The sequence below is a fragment of the Methyloceanibacter sp. genome, from assembly GCF_050999895.1.
GTDB lineage: Bacteria > Pseudomonadota > Alphaproteobacteria > Rhizobiales > Methyloligellaceae > Methyloceanibacter.
Map to the genome: position 1 here is coordinate 17888 of NZ_JBPCOU010000019.1, position 15148 is coordinate 33035.

The window sequence follows — 15148 nt, forward strand, 5'->3', positions numbered from 1 at the left end:
CTCCCGGATCGGAGCGTCCGCTCAGCGCTCGATGGTGCCGGTCCGCCTGATCTTCTTTTGTAAGAGCAGGACGCCGTAGACAAGCGCCTCCGCTGTTGGCGGGCAGCCAGGCACGTAGATGTCCACCGGAACGATGCGGTCGCAACCGCGGACCACGGAATAGGAATAGTGATAGTACCCGCCACCATTGGCGCAGGACCCCATTGAAATCACATAGCGAGGCTCAGGCATCTGGTCGTAGACCTTGCGCAGGGCCGGAGCCATCTTGTTGCACAGTGTGCCTGCTACGATCATGACGTCCGACTGCCGCGGGCTTGCGCGGGGCGCGAAGCCGAAACGCTCAAGATCGTAGCGGGGCATCGAAGCCTGCATCATCTCCACAGCACAACAGGCCAACCCGAAGGTCATCCACATCAAGGATCCGGTCCGGGCCCAGTTGATCAACTCGTCGGCCGTGGTGAGCAGAAAACCCTTATCCGCCAGTTCGTCTGACATTAGGCCAAAGCTCGTTGCGCCGGGGGCTATCAACTCTCGGGAACAGGGTTCCTTGTCGAAAACAGGCTCAGGCATCAATCCCATTCGAGCGCGCCCTTCCGCCACTCATAGATGAAGCCGATCGTCAAAATTCCCAAAAACACCATCATCGACCAGAAGCCCAAACTGCTGAGATCCTTGAAGGCGACGGCCCAGGGAAAAAGGAACGCTATCTCAAGGTCAAAGATAATGAACAAAAGCGCCACGAGGTAGAAGCGGACATCAAATTTCATGCGCGCGTCATCGAAGGCTTCGAAGCCGCATTCATACGCGGAGAGCTTTTCGGGATCGGGCTTATGCGGCGCGATGAGAAACGGCGCCAGCATAAGCCCAGCGCTGATGACAAAGGCGATTCCGATGAAAATGACGAGCGGCAGGTATTCTTGCAGGAGCTGGCTCATGATGTTTGGTTCTGCGACGTCGTGTGATTTTCGCCTCTGAATGAGCACTTTGCGCTTAGCGTATGGGTGTGAAGTTAGCAAGACGCCAAGGTCGCACTGCATGCGCTAAAAAGGGTGGGATGCCTTCGCGTCCCGCCCTCAAAGGGACCAGGCGAGGTCGTTTGCTAGTGTGGCCGTCTTTTTGCCGCGGGTGCTTTGGCCGTTGTCGATGTGGATGTGATTCATGCCGCAGGAATAGGTGCCGACGCCGCCTTTGTGATTGGCCTTAAGCCAAGACGCGACCTGACCGTATTTGCCGCGGGGCGGGTTGAAGTCCACCGCGCGGCAATCGGCATGTTTGCTGCGGTTGCCTGAGCCCGCAATCTTGGCCCCAGGTCGATGGGTGGAGACGACCTGCACCGCGCCAAAGCGGCGCTCGATTTCCGCGATCGTGCGCTTCAGGTCCTGGGGTATGAAGGCTTGGCTCGTGGATGGGCGTTGCGCAGACCGCGCCGATGCCGGCGCCGCAGCTGCCCCCACGGCAGCCAAAAACATGAACAGTGCGAAAACGATCCGCATGACTTACTCCTCAGTTTGTTTGGGAGGTTTTAGAGGTAAGACGCGGTTCGCCTGGGAAAGCCGGTGATACTAAGGCGTGGACGGCACGAAATTGCGAACAAGTTGGGCAGAGTTGGACAAAGGTTGGAACGCGGAGTCGCATTGCGCGCAAATGTGCACGTCACCTTTGCAATTGACGCCATGGGAATGGCGGGAGTGACGGGACTCGAACCCGCGGCCTCCGGCGTGACAGGCCGGCGCTCTAACCAACTGAGCTACACCCCCTTACGGGCCGTAACGGCGCCCAGAGGCGAAGCCAGCATGTACGGCTTGGGATTCGCCAAGTCAAGGCGGGCAGGCTTTCGGGACACGGGATGCGGTGTCCGCGTCACGGAAGTGATGTGCCGCCGGCTTACGGCAAGCTTCTTGGGATTGGGGCGAATGTGGTGGGCGGTGACAGGCTCGAACTGCCGACATCCACGGTGTAAACGTGGCGCTCTACCAACTGAGCTAACCGCCCATTGCGAAACGGCTGCGATGTGATCGCGACCGGAGAAAATAATCAGGCGAAGCCTTACTCAGAAAAGCAAGGCTCCGCCCTGAAAAGTGACATGCTCTCGCGCTAGGTGTTGCAAGCTTCTTTGAGAGCCTTGCCAGCCCGGAATTTCGGTACCTTCGAGGCTGGGATTTGCACTTCTTCGCCAGTGCGGGGATTGCGACCGACAGAGGCCTTACGCTGCGCAACCTGGAAATTTCCAAAGCCGACGATGCGAACGGTGTCACCGTTGCGCAATGCCTTTTCGATGTTGCTGAACATCGCGTCCACAGCCTTCTCGGCCGAGTCCTTCGACAGCTCGCCGTCTTTCGCCACCTGGGTGATCAGCTCTGCTTTGTTCAAGGTTTTGATCCTTTCGCTAGGGGGGCCCAAATCGAGAGTCCGCACCCCCGGGCCGCATGGTACGCTCCGACTACAACAAGTGGTGTATGACTGGCGCAAAAAACCCGGAGAATCAACAAAAATGGTCCGACTCTGTTACCAGGGCCGGACCACGTGATTCAGGCAATTAAAAGGCACGCGAGACGAGGTTAATGTGCTGTCACGGTTGCCGGGGATTCGTCCTTTGGAGGCACGACTTGCACGGACTTATCCTCCTCTTCCCAGGCGATGGGTTGAGGCTGACGCGTGAGCGCAATCTTGAGCACCTCGTCCATGCGTGAGACGGGGCGAATATCAAGCGCATTCTTCAAGTCGTCGGTTATCTCCGTGAGATCCTTAGCATTTTCGTCCGGGATGATCACGGTCTTGATGCCAGCGCGCAGGGCCGCGAGGAGCTTTTCCTTGAGCCCGCCGATGGGCAAAACGCGACCGCGAAGTGTGATCTCGCCAGTCATGGCGACGTCGCGCTTCACGGGAATTCCGGTCATCAAAGAGACAATCGCGGTAACCATAGCGACGCCCGCGGAGGGGCCATCCTTTGGCGTGGCTCCTTCGGGCACATGAACGTGAATATCCCGCCTCTCGAAAAGAGGCGGCTCAATGCCGAAATCCACGGCCCGAGACCGCACATAGGCGCTGGCGGCCTGGATCGATTCTTTCATGACATCGCGCAAATTGCCGGTGACGGTCATCTTGCCCTTGCCCGGCATCATGACGCCCTCGACAGTCAGGATCTCACCACCGACCTCCGTCCAGGCAAGCCCGGTCACGACGCCAACCTGATCCTCGAGCTCGGCCTCGCCATAGCGATATTTCGGTACGCCGAGATAGTCCTCGAGGTTATCGAGCGTGACGTCGATGGACTTCTTCTTGGAGGTCAGCAGCTCCTTCACCGATTTGCGGGAGAGCTTGGCGAACTCCCGCTCCAAATTGCGGACGCCGGCTTCGCGCGTGTAGCGACGGATTACCTGCTTGAGCGCTGCGTCATCCAAAGAGAATTCTTCGGGCTCAAGTCCATGCGCCTTGGTCTGGCTCGGGATGAGATGGCGGCGTGCAATCTGCACCTTCTCGTCCTCGGTGTAGCCCGCGATGCGAATGATCTCCATCCGGTCCATCAGAGCCGGCGGAATGTTCAACGTGTTCGCGGTGGTCACGAACATCACATTCGAGAGATCGTAGTCGACCTCGAGATAGTGATCGTTGAAGGTATGGTTCTGCTCCGGATCGAGCACTTCGAGCAGCGCCGAGGCGGGATCGCCGCGGAAGTCCGCGCCCATCTTGTCGATCTCGTCGAGAAGGAAGAGCGGATTGATCTTCTTCGCCTTCTTCATCGACTGAATGACCTTGCCGGGCATGGAGCCGATATAGGTACGGCGATGCCCCCTAATCTCGGCCTCGTCGCGGACGCCACCGAGGCTCATGCGCACGAACTCACGGCCTGTGGCGCGCGCCATAGACTTGCCGAGCGACGTCTTGCCAACGCCGGGGGGACCGACCAGGCAAAGAATCGGGCCTTTCAGCATATTGGTGCGGTTCTGGACCGCGAGATACTCGACGATGCGGTCCTTCACCTTCGCGAGCCCGTAATGATCCTGATCGAGGATCTTTTGGGCGTCATCCAAGTCGCGCTTGACCTTGTTCTTGACGCCCCACGGGATGGACAGGAGCCAATCCAGATAATTGCGGACCACGGTCGCTTCGGCCGACATCGGGCTCATCTGGCGGAGCTTCTTCAGCTCGCCCATGGCCTTCTCGCGCGCCTCTTTCGACAGGCGGGTGCGCTCGATCTTCTGCTCCATCTCGGCAAGATCGTCGCGGCCTTCTTCGTTGTCGCCGAGCTCCTTCTGGATCGCCTTCATTTGCTCGTTCAGGTAATACTCGCGTTGCGTCTTCTCCATTTGACGCTTCACGCGGGTCCTGATCTTGCGCTCGACTTGGAGGACAGCGATCTCACTTTCCATGAGTGTGAACACGCGCTCAAGGCGGGCGGAGACCGTGGTGATCTCCAGGATCTGCTGCTTCTCGGCGATCTTGACGGCAAGATGCGAGGCAATCGTGTCGGCCAGCTTCGAGTAATCCTCGATCTGACCAACGGTGCCCAACACCTCGGGTGAGATCTTCTTGTTGAGCTTCACGTAGCTCTCGAACTGGGAGACGACCGAGCGCGAAAGCGCCTCGATCTCGTCTTCAGTCCCGACCACCTCCTCGACGCGTTCGATCTCGGCCTCGAAGTAATTGTCGTTCTCGATATAGCGGCTGATGGAGGCGCGCACGGTGCCTTCAACCAGCACCTTGACCGTGCCATCGGGCAGCTTCAGCAATTGCAGGACCGACGCAAGCGTCCCCATGGCATAGATGCCATCGGTGGAGGGCTCGTCGTCACTCGCATTCTTTTGGGCGACAAGCAGGATCTCCTTGTCGGCGCGCATGACCTCTTCGAGCGCCGCGATCGACTTTTCGCGGCCTACGAACAGCGGCACGATCATATAAGGAAACACCACGATGTCCCGGAGCGGCAGCACCGGATAGAGTTCCTGGGCGCCTTCTTTTGTCGTCTGGGGCTTGGATTCGGTCATAGCGGTTCCGTCGCATTATGCAGGCGGCCGCCGAAGCGTTCCGCTGCTGCCTCTTTCCCCCAGTGCCGGCCGTCTCTCTGTCGGAGACAATTATCGTGGTAAACGGCCGCCTCGGCCCTGTGGCATGTTAGCCAGACAGGCTAGCTTAAGTGGCAACCCACTGGGCCGCCGTCAAGCCGGTGCTGTACAAGGGCGCACCCAATAATGTCACTATTGTGAGCGGGATTCGCGCAGCCCGGCAAGCGGCAATGGGGCAACTTAAGCGCTTGACCCCAACTCTTCCTGCCGGTCGGAATAGATCCGCAAAGGCCTCGCTTTACCCTCGACCACTTCGGAGCTGATGACGACCTCTTCCACGCCGCGCAAGCTCGGAAGCTCGAACATGGTGTCGAGCAGGATGCTCTCCATGATCGACCGCAGGCCCCGGGCTCCGGTTTTGCGCTCGATGGCCTTCTTGGAGATGGTGCGCAATGATTCCTCGGCGAAGCTGAGTTGCACGTCTTCCATCTCGAACAGCCTTTGATACTGCCGGACCAAGGCATTCTTGGGTTCGGTCAGGATCCGCATCAAGGACTCCTCGTCGAGGTCGTCGAGGGTCGCGATCACCGGCACGCGGCCGATGAACTCCGGGATAAGGCCGAACTTCAAGAGATCCTCAGGTTCGACCTCTTTGAGGATGTCGCCGGTGCGGCGATCGTCGACAGCACCCACTTTCGCGCCGAAGCCGATCGACGTGGAACGGCCGCGGGCGGAAATGATCTTTTCCAGCCCCGCAAAGGCTCCGCCGCAGACGAACAGAATATTGGTCGTATCGACCTGCAGGAACTCCTGCTGGGGATGCTTGCGGCCGCCCTGCGGTGGCACCGAGGCCACGGTGCCTTCCATGATTTTCAGCAGCGCCTGCTGCACGCCCTCGCCCGACACGTCCCTCGTGATGGACGGGTTGTCGGATTTACGGCTGATCTTATCGACCTCGTCGATATAGACGATACCGCGCTGGGCACGCTCGACATTGTAATCGGCGGCCTGCAGCAGCTTCAGGATGATGTTCTCGACATCCTCGCCCACATAGCCGGCCTCGGTGAGAGTGGTGGCATCGGCCATGGTGAAGGGCACATCGAGGATGCGCGCCAGCGTCTGGGCAAGCAGCGTCTTGCCGCAGCCCGTGGGGCCGACCAAGAGGATGTTCGACTTCGCCAGTTCGACGTCGGCGTTCTTGCTCGAATGATTGAGCCGCTTGTAGTGGTTGTGGACGGCCACAGAGAGCACGCGCTTGGCGTATTCCTGGCCGATCACGTAATCGTCGAGAACGGCGCAAATCTCCATCGGGGTCGGGACGCCGTCCCGCGACTTCACGAGAGAACTCTTGTTCTCCTCGCGGATGATATCCATGCAGAGTTCGACGCATTCATCGCAGATGAACACGGTCGGCCCGGCAATGAGCTTGCGCACCTCGTGCTGGCTCTTCCCGCAGAAGGAGCAGTAGAGGGTGTTCTTCGAATCTGTTCCGCTCACCTTGCTCATCCGCTCATCCAGTCCTCAATGGCTATATATACGGCGAGGGAGGATTTCCACCCGCAACCTTTAGCCGTTGTTTCCACCTCGCAAGCTGGGCCCCTCCTCCGCCGAAAAGTTGCCCGACGCGGCAATCTCAGCATGCTACTGCGTCCCTGATCAAGGATTGATTAATCGCTAAGTTCCTTCCGGCAGCTGCCAGCAACCACGATGCAGCTTCATGCCTATCAGTGCGGTATCGGCGCTTACGCCGCCTCCCTTCGATTAGGGGCTAACACGAACCGAGCCACATTCCGATTGGTGCCCCGCTACGATACGGGCGCCAACTTTTCCATCTTCTCGTCGATGGTGTAGCGCTTCGTGATCACCTCATCGACCAGGCCGAATGCCTTCGCGTCCTCCGCCGACATGAAATAATCACGGTCAAGAGTCTTATCGATGGTCGCGTAGTCCTGGCCGGTATGTTTCACATAGATATCGTTGAGGCGCCGCTTCATTTTGATGATGTCTTCGGCGTGGCGTTCGATGTCACTTGCCTGCCCCTGGAAGCCACCGGAGGGCTGGTGCAGAAGCACGCGCGCGTTGGGAAGCACGTAGCGCATGCCCTTTGCACCGGCGCAGAGCAGCAAAGAGCCCATCGACGCCGCCTGCCCGATGCAAAGCGTCGCAACCGGCGGGCGAATAAATTGCATGGTATCGTAAATGGCCATGCCCGAGGTGACGACGCCACCCGGCGAATTGATATAGAGCGAGATCTCCTTTTTCGGGTTCTCAGCCTCCAAGAACAGAAGCTGCGCCGTGATCAACGACGCCACGTGATCCTCGATGGGGCCCGTCACGAACACGATGCGCTCCTTGAGGAGACGCGAATAAATGTCGTAGGCCCGTTCGCCGCGGTTGGTCTGCTCGACCACCATGGGAACAAGGGTGCTGAGGGAGAGTTCTGCCGGATCTCTCATGAATTATCCTGACGCGCGAAACTGCGCTTGGGGGATTTTCCTGCGAATCCCTAATGAGCGCTACTACATATTGGGTCCTGTCCCGAAATGGAAGAGGCAGCGCCCAACGGCGTAAACCGCCGGTCTTCTAACCGTGCTTTTGGTCATGGTCATGTCCGTGATCATTATGGGAATGGTCGTGACCATGATCGTGGTGATGATGCCCATGGTCGTTGTCGGGGTCGGCGTAAAGCTCCTCAGCGGTGACAGGCTTTTCCGTCACCTTGGCTAGCTCTGTGAGGTAATCGACCACCTTGTCCTCGAACAGCGGCGCCCGGATTTCTGCCAGCATTTGCGGGTTGTTGCGATAGTAGTCGTAGACCTTGCGTTCTTGCCCCGGGAATTGGCGGACGCGCTCCAGCAGCGCGCGGCTCACCTCCTCATCCGTCACGGTGATCTTGTTGCGCGTGCCAATCTCCGACAGCACCAGCCCGAGCCGCACGCGGCGCGCCGCGATGTCCCGATATTCCTCGCGCGCCTTTTCCTCGGTCGTGCCTTCATTGGCGAAGCTTCGCTTGGTGCGCTCCAGATCACCGGTAACCTGCTGCCAGATCGCTTCGAACTCGTTGTCGACCAATGTCGGCGGCAGTTCGAAGGTATGGCCCTCGTTGAGCGCGTCGAGCAGGGAGCGCTTGAGCTTGAGGCGCGATGCTGCCGCGCGGTCTTGCTCCAGGCGCGTCTTGACCGCGGTGCGCAGCTGCTCGAGAGACTCGATGCCAAGCCCCTTGGCGAACTCGTCGTCGATCGTCGGCGTCAGGGGGCTCGCAACCTCTTTGATCTTCACTTCGAACGTAGCCTTCTTCCCGGCGAGACTCGCTTCGGGGTAGGCCTCGGGAAACGTTGCCTCGATGCTGCTTTCCTCGCCGGCCTTGGCGCCGAGGAGCCCCTCCTCGAAACCAGGGATGAAGTTCGCGTTGCCGAGTACAACCTGCGCGTCCTCTGCGCTGCCGCCTTCGAAGACTTCGCCGGCAAGCTTGCCGACAAAATCCATGGTTACGCGGTCACCGTTCTCGGCCGCGCCGTCTTTCGGTTTGTATTGGAGATTGGTGGCTGCCAGGCGCTCCATGGAACTTACGATATCGGCGTCTTCCACTGAAGCTACCGGCCGTTCCAGATTGACCTTGCTCACGTCCATGATCTCGAATTTCGGAAGGACCTCGAACGAGAGCGTGTAGGCAAGATCGCCCTTGCCGTCGAAAATGCTATCGATCTCGCTCTCATCCTCGGGAAGCCCGACCCTGGGCTGGAATGCCGGCTGCTCCTGCCGTTGGGAGATTGCTTCCTGACTCGTCTCGGCGACGGCCTGCTGCACGACCTCCGCCATCACCGAGCGGCCGTAGACCCTGCGCAAATGGTCTGTGGGCACATGGCCGGGTCTGAAGCCCTTCAGCCGCACGCGGCTTTTCAGCTCGTCGAGGCGCTGGGACAGGCGCTGCTCGAGCTCCTCCGCGCCGATGGTCACCTTCAGCTGCCGCCGCAAACCTTCCGCATTCGTTTCGGTCACATTCATGCTGTCTCAATCCATCGGATGTCGGCGCCGCGCGACGCCCAGGCTTCGTAACGAAGAGGGCAATGCCTCAAATTGGTGCGGGCGGAGGGAGTTGAACCCCCACGGCCGAAGCCACCAGAACCTAAATCTGGCGTGTCTACCAGTTCCACCACGCCCGCAAGTAAAGGCCGGCCCGTCCTAAAGGTTCGGGGTCTATATCACAGCGGATTCCATTGCCACTAGAGCCGTTTTGATTGAATCCGAGTCGCAAGGGATTCCCAAGGCGTGCGAATGCTGATTCTGTCTCCTTTCGGATTGCAGATTCGCGGGGAGGGAGATGATGGCGCGGGCTTACAGCCTTGATTTGCGGCGGCGGGTTGTTGATGCGATAGAGGGTGGATTATCGACCCGAGAGGCGGCGCGGCGGTTTGCCATTGGCATCGCGACGGCAGGGGCATAGCGTCGGCTCTGGCAGCGGAAGGGGATGTGCGGCCTGGCCGTCAGGGTCAGCGCGAGGGCTTCAAGCTCGATCCGCATGAGGACTTCATCCTCGGCCTCGTCGAAGACGTGAAGGACATCTCGCTGGCGGAGATCGCCGCGCGGCTGGCGGAGGAACGTGGTTTGACGGCCTGCCCGGCCACCATCTGGTATTCTTCGACAAGCGCGGGATCACGCACAAAAAAAGACGGCGCACGCCAGCGAGCAGCAGCGCGCGGATGTGAAAGCCGCCCGCCGGAGGTGGTTTGAAGGTCAGCTTGATCTCGATCCGGAACGGCTCATCTTCATCGACGAGACCGGCGCCTCGACCAGAATGGCGCGGCTGAGAGGGCGCGCACGCAAGGGAGAGCGCTGCCGCGCCTCGATACCCCATGGTCATTGCAAGACCACGACCTTCACCGCCGGGCTCCGTCTCGATGGCCTGACGGCCCCAATGATCCTCGATGGGCCCATGCATGGAGGAGCGCTCCTCGCCTATATATGACTGCAATTAAATTGAATCCGCTCTAGCCTTTGGGGGGCGCTGAATCCAAATGCTTCAGCCGCTGCCCTCGGAGGCCGAGTTCGATACCATGCCGCTCGAACGGACGTTCGAAGAGCTAAAGCTCGCCATGAACGACTGCGTTCGGGTTGCCGAGCTTGAGGCGAATCCGGTGGCGCGCGCTTTTAAGGGCGACGAAATTGGTGCCCTCCGACAGCATTGCGACCTCATCAAAGCGCGCCAGGATGCCCTACAGGGACCGTGGCTGCCCCAGAGGCTCTCCTCTTTGGAACAAGATGCTCGCAGGGGCTCTGCGCGCACCATAAGCGCAGCTTGCGGCAAGCTACCCTGCTCATTAGTTTGCCGCAGAGGCCCCGCGAATCCAAAGGCTCCCCGTGCAGATCCGGAACGGCATCATCGAGGCGATCGGGAACACGCCGCTGATTAGACTCAAACGTGCGTCTGAGACAACCGGCTGCACCATCCTCGGCAAGGCGGAGTTCATGAATCCCGGGCAGTCCGTAAAGGACCGTGCCGCTCTGTTCATCATTCGCGACGCTCTCAAGAGCGGGAAACTTCAGCCCGGCGGCACCGTGGTCGAAGGCACCGCCGGCAATACTGGCATCGGGCTTGCCCTGGTCGGCAATGCTCTCGGGCTCAAGACCGTCATCGTCATCCCGGAGACTCAATCCGATGAAAAGAAGGACATGCTGAGGCTGGCGGGCGCTGAACTGATCGAGGTCCCTGCCGTTCCTTACAAGGACCCCTACAATTACGTGAAATATTCAGGACGCCTTGCCGAGCAGCTCGCGGCGACTGCGCCCAACGGCGCTGTTTGGGCGAACCAGTTCGACAACACGGCCAACCGCCAAGGCCATATCGAGACCACGGCCGCCGAGATTTGGGAGCAGACCGATGGCAAGGTCCACGGCTTCATCTGTGCCGTGGGCACCGGCGGAACGCTCGCTGGCGTGTCCGTCGGGCTTAAGGAGCGGAATCCGAGCGTGACGATCGGGCTCGCAGATCCGATGGGCGCGGCGCTCTATAATTATTACAAGCACGGCGAGCTTAAATCTGAGGGCAGCTCCATCACCGAAGGCATCGGCCAGGGGCGCATTACCGCCAATCTCGAAGGCGCCAAAATCGACGAGGCCTATCAAATTCGAGACGCGGAGGCGCTTCCGATCATCTTCGACCTCCTTAAGGAAGAGGGTCTCTGCCTTGGCGGGTCCACCGGCATCAACGTTGCCGGGGCCATACGACTGGCGAGGGATATGGGCCCGGGCCATACCATTGTTACGGTGCTCTGCGATTACGGCACCCGCTACCAGAGCCGGCTCTTCAACCCTAAATTCTTACATGAGAAGGGATTGCCGGTGCCGGACTGGCTTGACCACAAAAAAATCGCCGCGCCGGATGCGTTTGGTTAGCTACGAGGAGATGGCTGATTTGTCGAAGACCTGGCTGATTGAGACCGACGAGCTCGAACGCGAGCTTTCCGCGCCCGACTTTGTCATCATCGATGCGTCTTGGAATTTGCCCGGCGAAGGCAAGGACGCGCGCGAGGAATATCTCGAGGAGCATATTCCCGGCGCCCTCTTCTTCGACATCGACGAGATCGCGGATACGAAGAACCCCCTTCCCCACATGCTGCCGCCGCCGGAGAAGTTCTCATCGCGCATGCGCGCCATGGGCATCGGCGACGGTTCGCGCATCGTCATCTACGACAACAAGGGTCTTTTCAGCGCCGCGCGCGTTTGGTGGACGTTTCGCGTGATGGGTGTCGAAGACGTGAGCGTGTTGAATGGCGGTCTGCCGAAATGGAAACGTGAAGGCCGCCCTCTCGATAGCGGAGAGCCGACAGCGCGGAGCACGCGCCACTTCACCGCGCGGCGCAATCTCGACCTGGTCCGCGATGTGGACGATGTGAAGGCGGTGCTCAAGGACAAGTCGGCCGAGATCGTCGACGCGCGTTCGCCAGACCGGTTCACCGGCAAGGCGGAAGAGCCGCGGCCGGGCCTGCGCTCCGGCCACATTCCCGGCGCGCACAATCTTCCCTTTCAGCAGCTCCTCAACACGGACGGCACGCTCAAGCCGGCCCCAGAACTCGAACGCGTATTTGAGGAGGCCGGAGTGGATCTCAGCAAGCCGGTCGTCGCAAGCTGCGGTTCCGGCATCACGGCCAGTATCCTTGCTTTGGCACTTGCCGAAATTGGACACCGTCGCTTAGCAGTCTATGACGGGTCCTGGGCAGAGTGGGGCGCCGATCAAAGCCTCCCCGTCGAGACGGGCTAGCTTGCAGTTCGCTCCCTCCCCTTCAGGCCTAGGTCTATGAGCAAGCGGTCTTCCGGACAGAAGCAGGATACACGGCTCGCTCACGCCGGCCGGGAACCCACGCAGCAGCACGGTTTCGTCAACACCCCGATCTATCGGGGCTCGACCGTTCTGTTTCCGACCGTGAAATGTCTGGAGGAGAGCGCGCAGCCTTTCACCTATGGTCGGCTCGGGACGCCGACGGTTGAAGCCCTGCAGGACGCCCTTGCGGAACTTGAAGGCGGTTACCGGACCCTCCTCACGCCGTCAGGCCTGTCGGCGATCGCCACCACACTCTTGGCGCTGCTCTCGGCGGGCGATCACGTGCTTGTCAGCGACAGCGTGTATCGGCCGACGCGGCGTTTCTGCGACAAGGTGCTGAAGCGTTTGGGGATCCGCACCACCTACTACGATCCTCTCGTCGGTGCCAGCATCGCCCAGCTGATCGAGGACAATACGCGGGTGGTTTTCACGGAGTCGCCGGGTTCGCAAACGTTCGAAGTGCAGGACATTCCGGCTATCGTTGCCGCTGCGCATGCGCGCAATGTCCTCGTCGTGCTCGACAATACCTGGGCGACGCCTCTCTTCTTCAAGCCCTTCGCCCACGGGGCCGACATCTCGATTCAGGCGGCCACGAAATATATTGTCGGCCATGCCGATGCGATGCTCGGCGCCATCACGACGAGCGAAGCCACATGGGCGCCGATCGCGGAGGCCCATGACGAATTCGGGCTCTGCCCTGGTCCGGACGACACCTATCTCGGCCTGCGCGGCTTGCGCAGTTTGAGTGCGCGACTGGAACGGCATCAGCGCTCCGCGTTGCAGGTCGCCGAGTGGCTTGGCAAACGGCCGGAAGTCGCGCGCGTCATCTACCCAGCGCTTCCCTCCGATCCCGGCCACGCACTTTGGAAGCGAGACTTCACCGGCGCTTCGGGCTTGTTCGCCATCGTGTTGAAGCCCGTGTCGAAGCCGGCCCTCGCGGCCATGCTCGATGGCCTCTCCCTGTTCGGCATGGGCTATTCCTGGGGTGGCTTTGAGAGTCTGATCCTGCCCTTCGATCCACGCACCTACCGCACGGCGACCACGTGGCAGGCCGAGGGACCGGCACTGCGATTGCATGTTGGGTTGGAGGATTTCGGTGACTTGAGGGCCGATCTAGAAGCAGGCTTCGGGCGTTTAAGCGCGGCGAGCTGATGGGAGCGGATCTGGACCTCAAGCTTCGAGGCGGCGCCTTGGTGACGGGATCGACCGCAGGCATCGGCTTTGCCATCGCCCGTGGACTGGCGCGGGAGCGGGCCGAGGTCATCGTCAACGGACGCAGCGAAGCGAAGGTCTTCGATGCGGTGCAGCGTATCAACTCCGAGATTGGGAGCCGCGCGAGCGGCATGGTCGCGGATCTGAGCTCGGCCGACGGCGTCGAGCAGCTGGTCGAGGCGTGCGGACGCATCGACGTGGTCGTCCAACAATGTGGCATCTTCGAGCCGCGGCCCTTTCTGGAAATCACCGACGAGGACTGGCTCCGCTTTTTCGAGACGAACGTCATGAGCGGCGTGCGTCTCTCGCGGGCGCTGCTGCCCCAGATGGTGGAGCGCAATTGGGGACGCATCGTCTTCATCTCCAGCGAGTCGGGCGTGCAGATCCCGCCGGAGATGATTCATTACGGCCTTACCAAGTCCGCGCAGTTGGCGCTTTCGCGCGGCATAGTAGAGAGCGCGCCGGCACCGGGGTGACAGTGAACGCCGTGCTTCCCGGACCGACGCGCTCGGAGGGCGTGGTCCAATTTCTGGAGAAGGTGGCCAATGACCACGGTTCTCAGACCACGTAGGTGGAGGTGGAGTTCCTGCGCACAATGCGCCCCTCCTCGCTCATAAGGCGCTTCGCCGAGCCGGAGGAAGTTGCCAATGTCGTCGTCTATCTTGCCGGCGAAGGCGCCTCCGCGACATCGGGCGCAGCCATCCGTGTCGACGGCGGCTGGTCAGGAGCCTCGTCTAGACCACGCCGGTTCGCTCTACTTCAAGGTGTAAGCCGCGAGAGCATTATCGATCATCATGGGGATGATGACGGTCTTCGTCTCGGGAAGGTAGAGATGATCCGCGCTGCCCTGATTGGTATCGAGGATCCGCTCCGCATTGCCTTTGGTATCGATGCGGTAAAGGGCACCCTCAGCCCAGTCGGTCACCAAATACACGCCGGGCTCAAGCGGCTCCAGACCATCCCAATGGCCGGTGGACATAACATTCGCGAACGGCGTTATGCTCTTGTCCTTTAGGGAGACCGAAACCAGTCCGCCCTTCACCGCCTCTTGTCCCTCCTCGGGCAGCTTTCCAAACTGTGCGACGATCAAATTGTCTCCCTGCACGACAAGGCCGTTCGGACCGTTGAGCGCGTCGTCTTTCAACCAGGGCCCGAAGGTGCCGTCCTTCAGGCGCCAGATCGTGTTATTCGGCATGTCGTCCACATAGATGCTGCCGTCTGGACCGGCGGCCACGTCGTTTAGGAACGTCGCATCTTTGGCTTGATAACGTTGGACGATCTTCCAGCCCGCGACATCGATCTCCACGAGCTGATCAATATCGGCGACGTAAAGCTTGCCACCGTGCAGCGCGAGACCCGTCGGACCGTTGAGCCCCTTGACCCATTCTCGCTCGATCATGGTGCCGTCGGGCTTCAGTTTCGCGATGAAGCCATCGCCATCCTTTCGCATGACCTCACCCCCGATATTGCTGACATAGAGGGCGTCCGACGCAGGATCGAGCACAACCGATTCAGGAAGCGCCAGGCCTTTCGTCTCCCACAGAAGCGTGGGCGCCGCCGCCGCCGCGGCAGTGGCGAAGATCAGGGTCAACAGAAGTTCTGCAAGCCGGCGCAT

General features: G+C 60.4%; 15 protein-coding genes, 3 tRNA genes and 1 pseudogene. 7 read left to right on the forward strand and 12 right to left on the reverse strand.

All coding sequences use genetic code 11. The annotated features are described in order from the left end of the window. Positions 1-21 precede the first annotated feature (21 nt). The 11 genes from ACR2J1_RS01630 to ACR2J1_RS01680 form a co-directional block, all read right to left on the reverse strand. Entirely contained in the window at positions 22-579 is a 558-nt protein-coding gene (locus ACR2J1_RS01630; protein ID WP_434017614.1) for a NuoB/complex I 20 kDa subunit family protein, read from the reverse strand. Beyond that, complete coding sequence (locus ACR2J1_RS01635) at positions 570-935, reverse strand: NADH-quinone oxidoreductase subunit A (RefSeq protein ID WP_434017615.1); 366 nt, start codon at positions 933-935, stop codon at positions 570-572. Before ACR2J1_RS01635 ends, ACR2J1_RS01630 begins: the two co-directional genes overlap by 10 nt. Before the next feature lie 138 nt (positions 936-1073). Continuing rightward, complete coding sequence (locus ACR2J1_RS01640; RefSeq protein WP_434017616.1) at positions 1074-1493, reverse strand: D-Ala-D-Ala carboxypeptidase family metallohydrolase; 420 nt, start codon at positions 1491-1493, stop codon at positions 1074-1076. A gap of 187 nt (positions 1494-1680) precedes the next feature. After that, positions 1681-1757: transfer RNA gene (locus ACR2J1_RS01645), tRNA-Asp, on the reverse strand. A 159-nt stretch (positions 1758-1916) separates the two neighbouring features. Then, positions 1917-1992 (reverse strand) — tRNA-Val (locus ACR2J1_RS01650). A gap of 102 nt (positions 1993-2094) precedes the next feature. Continuing rightward, a complete protein-coding gene (locus ACR2J1_RS01655; protein WP_434017617.1) occupies positions 2095-2370 on the reverse strand; it encodes an HU family DNA-binding protein in 276 nt (91 codons plus the stop codon). Positions 2371-2558: 188 nt separating this feature from the next. Beyond that, positions 2559-4985: an endopeptidase La gene (gene lon, locus ACR2J1_RS01660; protein WP_434017618.1), complete on the reverse strand. Its 2427-nt coding sequence runs from the start codon at positions 4983-4985 to the stop codon at positions 2559-2561. Positions 4986-5243: 258 nt separating this feature from the next. Beyond that, positions 5244-6509 carry an ATP-dependent Clp protease ATP-binding subunit ClpX gene (gene clpX, locus ACR2J1_RS01665; protein WP_434017619.1) on the reverse strand — a complete coding sequence of 422 codons (1266 nt, stop codon included), beginning with the start codon at positions 6507-6509 and terminating at the stop codon, positions 5244-5246. A 299-nt stretch (positions 6510-6808) separates the two neighbouring features. After that, positions 6809-7459: an ATP-dependent Clp endopeptidase proteolytic subunit ClpP gene (gene clpP / locus ACR2J1_RS01670; RefSeq protein WP_434017620.1), complete on the reverse strand. Its 651-nt coding sequence runs from the start codon at positions 7457-7459 to the stop codon at positions 6809-6811. A 127-nt stretch (positions 7460-7586) separates the two neighbouring features. Beyond that, positions 7587-9008 (reverse strand): trigger factor, encoded by a 1422-nt coding sequence (gene tig / locus ACR2J1_RS01675; protein ID WP_434017621.1) that lies wholly within the window; start codon positions 9006-9008, stop codon positions 7587-7589. Positions 9009-9081: 73 nt separating this feature from the next. Further along, positions 9082-9166, reverse strand: a tRNA-Leu gene (locus ACR2J1_RS01680). Between the two features lie 161 nt (positions 9167-9327). Between ACR2J1_RS01680 and ACR2J1_RS01685 the strand changes: the two genes are divergently transcribed. The 7 genes and pseudogenes from ACR2J1_RS01685 to ACR2J1_RS01715 all read left to right on the forward strand — a co-directional run. Then, entirely contained in the window at positions 9328-9447 is a 120-nt protein-coding gene (locus tag ACR2J1_RS01685) for an IS630 transposase-related protein (protein ID WP_434017622.1), read from the forward strand. A 26-nt stretch (positions 9448-9473) separates the two neighbouring features. Further along, positions 9474-9734 carry a hypothetical protein gene (locus ACR2J1_RS01690; protein ID WP_434017623.1) on the forward strand — a complete coding sequence of 87 codons (261 nt, stop codon included), beginning with the start codon at positions 9474-9476 and terminating at the stop codon, positions 9732-9734. After that, on the forward strand, positions 9706-9969 hold the full coding sequence (locus tag ACR2J1_RS01695; protein WP_434017624.1) for a transposase: 264 nt from the start codon (positions 9706-9708) through the stop codon (positions 9967-9969). Before ACR2J1_RS01690 ends, ACR2J1_RS01695 begins: the two co-directional genes overlap by 29 nt. Before the next feature lie 392 nt (positions 9970-10361). After that, positions 10362-11396 carry a cysteine synthase A gene (locus tag ACR2J1_RS01700; RefSeq protein WP_434017625.1) on the forward strand — a complete coding sequence of 345 codons (1035 nt, stop codon included), beginning with the start codon at positions 10362-10364 and terminating at the stop codon, positions 11394-11396. Positions 11397-11406: 10 nt separating this feature from the next. Continuing rightward, positions 11407-12261: a 3-mercaptopyruvate sulfurtransferase gene (sseA, locus tag ACR2J1_RS01705; protein WP_434017626.1), complete on the forward strand. Its 855-nt coding sequence runs from the start codon at positions 11407-11409 to the stop codon at positions 12259-12261. Between the two features lie 36 nt (positions 12262-12297). Next, a complete protein-coding gene (gene metC, locus ACR2J1_RS01710; RefSeq protein WP_434017627.1) occupies positions 12298-13473 on the forward strand; it encodes a cystathionine beta-lyase in 1176 nt (391 codons plus the stop codon). Then, positions 13473-14251, forward strand: a pseudogene (locus ACR2J1_RS01715) (SDR family NAD(P)-dependent oxidoreductase); the annotation flags it as partial. The gene metC and the pseudogene ACR2J1_RS01715, both read left to right, overlap by 1 nt. A gap of 36 nt (positions 14252-14287) precedes the next feature. Here ACR2J1_RS01715 and ACR2J1_RS01720 read toward each other — a convergent pair. Then, the gene (locus ACR2J1_RS01720; protein ID WP_434017628.1) at positions 14288-15148 is read right to left on the reverse strand and encodes an SMP-30/gluconolactonase/LRE family protein; all 861 of its coding nucleotides are present in this window, start codon (positions 15146-15148) and stop codon (positions 14288-14290) included.

Coding starts and splice junctions, on each gene's coding strand:
- clpP (WP_434017620.1), bottom strand. CDS start 7,459: ATGAGAGATCCGGCAGAACTCTCCCTCAGCACCCTTGTTCCCATGGTG.
- sseA (WP_434017626.1), top strand. CDS start 11,407: ATGGCTGATTTGTCGAAGACCTGGCTGATTGAGACCGACGAGCTCGAA.
- ACR2J1_RS01630 (WP_434017614.1), bottom strand. CDS start 579: ATGGGATTGATGCCTGAGCCTGTTTTCGACAAGGAACCCTGTTCCCGA.
- metC (WP_434017627.1), top strand. CDS start 12,298: ATGAGCAAGCGGTCTTCCGGACAGAAGCAGGATACACGGCTCGCTCAC.
- lon (WP_434017618.1), bottom strand. CDS start 4,985: ATGACCGAATCCAAGCCCCAGACGACAAAAGAAGGCGCCCAGGAACTC.
- ACR2J1_RS01640 (WP_434017616.1), bottom strand. CDS start 1,493: ATGCGGATCGTTTTCGCACTGTTCATGTTTTTGGCTGCCGTGGGGGCA.
- ACR2J1_RS01720 (WP_434017628.1), bottom strand. CDS start 15,148: ATGCGCCGGCTTGCAGAACTTCTGTTGACCCTGATCTTCGCCACTGCC.
- clpX (WP_434017619.1), bottom strand. CDS start 6,509: ATGAGCAAGGTGAGCGGAACAGATTCGAAGAACACCCTCTACTGCTCC.
- ACR2J1_RS01635 (WP_434017615.1), bottom strand. CDS start 935: ATGAGCCAGCTCCTGCAAGAATACCTGCCGCTCGTCATTTTCATCGGA.
- tig (WP_434017621.1), bottom strand. CDS start 9,008: ATGAATGTGACCGAAACGAATGCGGAAGGTTTGCGGCGGCAGCTGAAG.
- ACR2J1_RS01685 (WP_434017622.1), top strand. CDS start 9,328: ATGGCGCGGGCTTACAGCCTTGATTTGCGGCGGCGGGTTGTTGATGCG.